Below are 6,976 nucleotides of genomic sequence, written 5' to 3' on the forward strand. Positions count from 1 at the left end.
ACGAGATAGGACTCGGCCGCTGCGGCGGGTCCGATGTGGACGGCCTCGTCGGCCATGTCCACGTGAAGCGCGTCGCGGTCGGCATCCGAATAGACGGCCACGGTCTTAATGCCCATGCGCCGGGCTGTCTTGATGACCCGGCAGGCAATTTCGCCCCGGTTCGCAATCAGGATCTTGTCGAACATGAACCCTCGAACGCTCCACCCAACCAAAACTTGGCCCCACCTCCGTTACTGCACATCCGTGCCTTGGGGAAGCGGGGCCGATTCAGCATTTAGCGTTAGATAGGACGCTGCCCTCAGGCGGCGATCTGGGAGAGCCTCGCCTGCTGGCGTCCGCGCATGATGAAATCGAGCAGCGCCACATCGACATAGCCCGCCTCGTCGAGGATGCCGTAGGCGATGTTCATGGCGTTCGGCGAGGGGCCGCTAACCTCCAGCAGGGTGGCGAGCCAGAAGGCATCGTCGTTGCTGACCACGCCTTGGGGCGCCCGGTTCCAAACGACGAAATCGACCACGAGCTTGGTCAGTGTCGGACCCCAGCTCTCCGCGGCATCGACGATGCGATCCAGCGCCAGCAGGGATTCGACTTCGAGTCGGCTGCGAATGCTGCCCTCCAGGATCTCGCCCTGAAGCATCGTCACGTCCTCGTCCGAGACCTGCCTGGATTCGGAGATCCTGTCGATGAAATCGCGAAGTTGATCCTTCATCATCCGTCTGACTCCCGCCGGCTTTTCTTCGGCTGTAAGCCGGTTGATCGCTTGTCCGATACGGACTCTCACACGGATGGGCGGCTGAAACCGTTAATACGACACGCTGAATCGCCGTTGAGGTTAAGCGTTGTTGAGTGACTTTGGTTGCCGGAATCTTGCTGCGCGAAATTCTCAAGGAACTGCGTGGGTTTGCCGGCAACGGACGGACGAGCTTTGCAATCCCGCAAGGTCACCCTTTCCACACTTTAGCGGCTCTCGATGGTACCTATGTTCTCGTCAACGCAGCGCAAATCCGCGCTTGCCCGTTAAGGAACAGTCCCATGCGGCACCACGGTATCCATCACGTCACGGCCATTGCCGGCCCGGCCCGTCGCAACCTCGATTTCTACACCCGCGTGGTCGGCCTGCGCCTCGTCAAGAAGACCGTCAACTTCGACGATCCGGGAACTTACCATCTCTACTTCGGCGACAGCCTCGGGCAGCCGGGCTCGATCCTGACGTTCTTCCCGTGGGAGCATGTCGCACCGGGGCGGAACGGAATCGGGTCGACACAGGAGACGTCGTTCCGGGTGCCCGAATCGTCCCTGGGCTTCTGGGCGCATCGCTTCATCGAGCAGGGCGTCGAGCATGGCACCGTGGAGAAGCGCTTCGGTCAGAGCGTGCTGACCTTCAAGGATCCGCACGGCACGAGCCTCGCGCTGGTCGGCGCTCCGAACGCGGAGGCGGAGCCCGCCTGGGCGGTCGACGGCATTCCGGCGGAGCATGCCATCCGGGGCCTCGACGGCGTCACGCTCCTCGTGGAGAACGGCGATCGCACCGGCGCGATCCTGACCGATGTGTTCGGTTTCCGCGAGACGGCCCGTGACGGCTCCCTCGTCCGCTACAAGACCGATGCCCTGATGGGCAGCACGGTCGACATCCGCAGCGCCGGCGGCTTCCTTCCGGGCCGGTCGGGTGGCGGCTCCGTCCACCACGTGGCGTTCCGCGCCCGGGACGATGCCGAGGAAGCCGAGATGGTGAGGAAGCTCGCCGAGAACCACGGCTTGCAGACAACGGAGCAGAAGGACCGCAACTACTTCCGGTCCGTCTACTTCCGCGAGCCGGGTGGGATCCTGTTCGAGATCGCTACGGACGAACCCGGCTTCGCCGTGGACGAGCCTCAGGACAGTCTCGGCGCCACGCTGAAGCTCCCGGCCTTCCTGGAGCCTCGGCGTGCCGAGATCGAGTCCCACCTGCCCGAACTGGTCTGAAGGGGACCATCCTCAGTCATGGCCGGGCTTGTCCCGGCCATGACGATCCTGTGAAGCGCCAAGCTCTTCCGATCGAGATCACCGGCGCAAAGCCGGTGATGGCGGACGGCATGAAGCGCGCTTCCTTCATTGACGACTCACCCCCCTGCCCGTCCCTGCGACGGCAGGAGAACGCACCACGCGTTTGATGGAATGATACCATGACCGAGCTGTCCTTCATCCACCGCTATGAGCCGTCAACGGACCCGAACCGTCCGCCGCTGCTCCTGCTCCACGGCACGGGCGGCGACGAAAACGACCTCCTGGGTCTCGGCCGCATGATCTCGCCGGGATCGGCCCTGCTGTCCCCGCGCGGCAAGATCCTGGAGAACGGGATGCCGCGCTTCTTCCGCCGCCTTGCGGAAGGCGTGTTCGACGAGGAGGACGTGAAGTTCCGCGCGAACGAGCTCGCTGATTTCGTGGCCGAGGCCCGCAAGGCCTATGGGCTCGAGGCGCCCGTGGCCGTGGGCTTCTCCAACGGGGCGAACATCGCCGCCGCCATGCTGATGCTGCGTCCCAAGGCCCTGTCCGGCGCCGCATTGCTGCGGGCCATGGTGCCCCTGTCCGAGGCGCCGAAGGCGGACCTGTCCGGCAAGCGCGTGCTGATGACCTCAGGCGCCATGGATCCGATCATCCCGGCCGACAATGCGCAGCGGCTCGCCGCTGCGCTGTCGGAGGCTGGCGCCGACGTTGAGCATCAGGTCCTGCCTACGGGCCACAACCTGTCGCAGACCGATCTGCAGCTGCTGGTGAAGTGGTTCGCCGAGCGGAGCCGCTGAGGCTCTTGGGCGTCCCATGTTCGTCATCACCGGCCTTGTGCCGGTGATCCCGAGCACCCCAGACGCTGTGCTTTCCCGTACCGGGATGGCCGGAACAAGCCCGGCCATGACGAGATAGGCCGGCGCCTAACTGACCTTCTTGGGGTCGGGACAGCCTGTTCTACCCGTTCGGTGCGAGAACACCCGTCTCGAAGAACCGCTCCATGGCCTCTTCGGCGGGTTTGATGTCGATTCCGCGCTCGCGGAGCCAGGCATCGTCGAAATGCGTGCTGCGGTAGCGCTCGCCGGAATCGCAGAGCAGCGTCACGACCGAACCTTGCTGGTCGTGACGCACCATCTCGCCGACCACTTGCGCGACCGCCCACAGGTTCGTCCCGGTCGAACCGCCGCAGGAGCGGCCAATCCGGCGCGACAGCACCCGCGCGGCGGCAATGCTCGCTGCATCCGCCACGGAGAAGGCGCGGTCGATGAGCTCCGGCACGAAGGACGGCTCGCACCGAGGGCGGCCGATACCCTCGATCACCGAGGGCGGTTCCGACACGCTGCACACGGCCCGGTCAGCGAGGTGACGATGGAACACGGAAGCCTCCGGATCCGCGAGACAGAGCTTTGTCGGCAGGCGGCGGTAGCGGATGTAGCGACCCAGCGTCGCCGACGTTCCGCCCGTCCCCGCCCCAACGACGATCCAGCTCGGGATCGGGTGCTCTTCATGCGACATCTGGCTGAAGATGGATTCGGCGATGTTGTTGTTGCCGCGCCAGTCGGTCGCCCGCTCGGCATAGGTGAACTGGTCCATGTAATGGCCGCCGAGTTCACCAGCGAGGCGTGCGCTCTCCGCATACATCTCGGCGGGACTGTCCACGAAATGGCTCTCGCCGCCGTAGAACGCGATCTGCGCGATCTTTTCCGCCGACGTGGAGCGCGGCATCACGGCAATGAAGCGCAGACCGAGCATGCGCGCGAAATAGGCCTCCGACACGGCGGTCGAGCCGCTCGACGCTTCGATGATGGTGGTCTCCGGCCCGATCCAGCCGTTGCACAACCCGTATAGGAACAATGACCGGGCCAGCCGGTGCTTCAGGCTGCCCGAGGGATGGGTCGATTCATCCTTGAGGTAGAGCGCCACGCCCGGAACCGCCGGCAACGGCACCCGCAGGAGATGCGTGTCAGACGAGCGGTTGAAATCCGCCTCGATGATCTGAATGGCGGTGGAGACCCAGGAGCGGTCGCATGACGTCTTCAGGAACATGTCTCAATGGGCCTCGCCGAAAGCGCCCGGAGGGGACCCGGGGATGTTCGAGGGCATGCCTTATCCGAGATCGAAAGACCAGCGCAATGGGCCTGGGCGACCCTGCCCTATGGACGCACGGCTGCCGCTACAGTAGAGCCCGACGAGGCGCTCGCAGGTGCCGCCAGGGCCTGAAGACTGTCAGCGATGAGCTGCGCCATGCAGTCATAGCCGCGGTCGCCCAGGTGGAAGCCGTCTCCCGACAGCATCGAGACGAGAACCTCCGGCGCCTGCTCACTCCAGGTTTTCATCAGCTTGTAGCGCGAGAACACAGGCACCTGCTCGGCCGAGGCCGTCGTGCCGACGAGGTTCACGAAGCGCTCGTAGCGGACGAGATCAGTGATCGCAGGATAATATTGCTGGTCGACGAGAAGCACATCGACGCCGAGCGCCCGCGCGGCGTCGATTCCCCGCTTCAGCAGGGCCGAGAATTGGACCTCGTCGCCTCCGTTGACCGCATCGTTGGTCCCAACCTGCCAGATGACGAGATCAGGCTCGGTCGACCCGAGAGCCGCTTCGAGACGTCCGACGGTCTCGGAAATCGTCTCGCCTGCCTTCCCGGCATTTTCCACATGGACGGAGTGATCCCAGGTTCGGCCGAGATCCGCCTCGAGCTGAGCCGGATACGAAAATGCCGGCGAGGACGCCCCGATCCCCTGGGTGGAGGAGGACCCGATCGCCAGGATCCGGACGGGATCATGGTGCCGGAGCCTGGCGGCGAGACGGGCAACCCCGGTCCTGATGGAGACGATCGGCTGGTGAGCGTGGCACCCGGGATCCTCCGCCAGGGCGGGAGCGCCCCAGCCGGCGAGGAGAAACGACGCTACTGCGGCAGCCGTCCGGACGCGGCCGGGAGGAGGCCGGCTTCTCCGGTCCGCTCCTGTCTGGGAACGGGCGAGCCCTTCTTTTTCCATTCGAGATATCGTGCCAGCAGGAGGAGTCCGAGGATGCCGAACACGGTGAATACCATGCCGACGACGTGCGGACTAGCGGACGACTTCACCGCCGCAAGCGTCATCGTGACCTCTCCGAGGGCGCTCAGGATGGACCCGACGGCGAAGACCGGTAGGGCGTTGCGCCCGAGACGCCTCATCTCGACGCCGAAGGCCGTGTCCTGCAGCGCCTCGCCGAAGCGAAGTTGCGTCACCACATAGGCCAGGGCCAGGAAGTGGACCAGGCGGCCGAGACCAAGATCGCTCTTGATGATGTCGATATTGACAAAGGCGCTCCAGAGCAGGTTCGGAGCCAGTCCGAACGCGTTCGTCATGGTGATCAGCGAAGCGGCCAGGAACGCGACGGCGCCCAGGAAGGCCGGGCGCCAATAGGGTACGCCCTGCTCCGACAGCCAGGCACCCGTGACGATCCCCATGGTGAACAGGAGCTGCCAGGCAAAAGGATTGAAGAACCATCTCCCCGGCTCGGGCCAACTCGGGATGGCGAGGATATCGGCACGTGCGAGCGCGTAGAATCCGATCGACACGGCGGCGGCCAGGACGATGTTCATCCGCATCAGGACCATGACCACCGGCGCCCAGAGCATGAGGGCGATGTAGAGGGGAAGGATGTTGAAGTAGCCTAACTGATGGCCGAGAAGGAGCACGCCCGTGATACCGCGCGCCGTATCGTCGAACACGGCGCCGCGGCCGTGAGCCTCGAGCATGCCGACATCGTCGCTGAGCACATACCCGACGGAGAACAACGCCACGGCCACACCGGTCATGACGAGGTGCATGCGATAGAGCTCGAACGATCGTCGGACACACCGCCTGACGACACCAATAATGCCGCTCTGTGCCAGCTTCGGATAATACACGAGGGCAACCGACAAGCCGGAAATGAAGACGAACGCCTCCGCGGCGTCGGAGAAGCCGTAGTTGCGGGGGGTCAGATGCTCGAGAATATTGCCCGGAACGTGATTGACGAAAATGATGACGAGGACGAGCCCACGCCAGAAATCGATCACCGTGTTGCGGCCTCTCAAGGCGTGCATTCCCAACCCTCGTGGTTTTTCGGATAACGTCAGAATGCCGGGCAACGGCAGCGGGATTCGATGATCGACATCAATTTTTCGAGACGGATTCGGCCCTCGAGGCGGTATCTCAAATCAAGCTTGGCGAGACAAGCGTGACAGAGCATCGCGCGTGACATGGATCATGCGCTGCGGGCATGTGAGATGTGGGATAGATGTCGCCTGAAGTATCGTGAGGGCCGTCGTGGCCCTCACCTGCCATCACAACGGAATATTGTCGTGCTTCTTCCAGGGGCGCTCGCTCTCCTTGTGGCGGAGCATCGCCAGCGCTCGGGCGATCCGGCGCCGCGTGGAATGGGGCATGATCACCTCGTCGATGTAGCCCCGCTCGGCCGCCACGAAGGGCGACATGAAGCGGTCCTCGTATTCCTTGGTGCGGGCCGCGATCTTGTCCTGGTCGCCGAGATCCTGGCGGAAGATGATCTCCACCGCGCCCTTGGCTCCCATCACGGCGATCTGCGCCGTCGGCCAGGCGTAGTTGATGTCGCCGCCGATATGCTTCGACGCCATCACGTCGTAGGCGCCGCCGAAGGCTTTTCGCGTGATGACGGTGACGAGCGGCACGGTGGCCTCCGAATAGGCGAACAGCAGCTTGGCGCCGTGCTTGATGAGGCCGCCGTATTCCTGTGCGGTGCCGGGCAGGAAGCCCGGCACGTCCTCGAAGGTGACGATTGGGATGTTGAAGGCATCGCAGAAGCGCACGAAGCGCGCGGCCTTGCGCGAGGCATCCGAGTCGAGCACCCCCGCCAGCACCATCGGCTGGTTGGCCACGAAGCCCACGGTGCGCCCCTCGACGCGCCCGAAACCCGTGATGATGTTCCGGGCGAAGGATTCCTGGATCTCGAAGAAGTCGCCCTCGTCCACGACCTTCAGGATCAG

8 protein-coding genes are annotated in these 6,976 nt (G+C 64.4%); 2 read left to right on the forward strand and 6 right to left on the reverse strand.

Annotated features, from left to right (window positions below; translation table 11 throughout):
* Window positions 1–185: biotin carboxylase N-terminal domain-containing protein (locus KBI52_RS02780; protein WP_210804892.1), on the reverse strand; the 185-nt coding region annotated here is incomplete at its 3' end.
* Window positions 186–298: 113 nt separating this feature from the next.
* On the reverse strand, window positions 299–709 hold the full coding sequence (locus tag KBI52_RS02785; RefSeq protein WP_210805175.1) for a hypothetical protein: 411 nt from the start codon (window positions 707–709) through the stop codon (window positions 299–301).
* 323 nt (window positions 710–1,032) lie between these two features.
* Here KBI52_RS02785 and KBI52_RS02790 point away from each other — a divergent pair, with 323 nt between their 5' ends.
* A complete protein-coding gene (locus tag KBI52_RS02790; RefSeq protein WP_173947508.1) occupies window positions 1,033–1,962 on the forward strand; it encodes a ring-cleaving dioxygenase in 930 nt (309 codons plus the stop codon).
* Window positions 1,963–2,162: 200 nt separating this feature from the next.
* Window positions 2,163–2,780, forward strand: coding sequence for an alpha/beta hydrolase (locus KBI52_RS02795; RefSeq protein WP_210805177.1), 618 nt, complete (start codon window positions 2,163–2,165; stop codon window positions 2,778–2,780).
* A 160-nt stretch (window positions 2,781–2,940) separates the two neighbouring features.
* On the opposite strand, the gene KBI52_RS02800 is transcribed toward KBI52_RS02795, so the two are convergent.
* From KBI52_RS02800 to KBI52_RS02815, 4 genes are all read right to left on the reverse strand, one after another.
* On the reverse strand, window positions 2,941–4,029 hold the full coding sequence (locus KBI52_RS02800; protein ID WP_173947510.1) for a PLP-dependent cysteine synthase family protein: 1,089 nt from the start codon (window positions 4,027–4,029) through the stop codon (window positions 2,941–2,943).
* Between the two features lie 107 nt (window positions 4,030–4,136).
* Window positions 4,137–4,982, reverse strand: a complete 846-nt coding sequence (locus KBI52_RS02805; RefSeq protein ID WP_210805179.1) for an SGNH/GDSL hydrolase family protein — start codon at window positions 4,980–4,982, stop codon at window positions 4,137–4,139.
* Complete coding sequence (locus tag KBI52_RS02810; protein ID WP_173947512.1) at window positions 4,892–6,058, reverse strand: OpgC family protein; 1,167 nt, start codon at window positions 6,056–6,058, stop codon at window positions 4,892–4,894. Before KBI52_RS02810 ends, KBI52_RS02805 begins: the two co-directional genes overlap by 91 nt.
* Before the next feature lie 240 nt (window positions 6,059–6,298).
* Window positions 6,299–6,976: acyl-CoA carboxylase subunit beta (locus KBI52_RS02815; protein ID WP_305797870.1), on the reverse strand; the 678-nt coding region annotated here is incomplete at its 5' end.

This window comes from Microvirga sp. HBU67558 (assembly GCF_018069605.1).
GTDB classification, from domain to species: domain Bacteria; phylum Pseudomonadota; class Alphaproteobacteria; order Rhizobiales; family Beijerinckiaceae; genus Microvirga; species Microvirga terrae.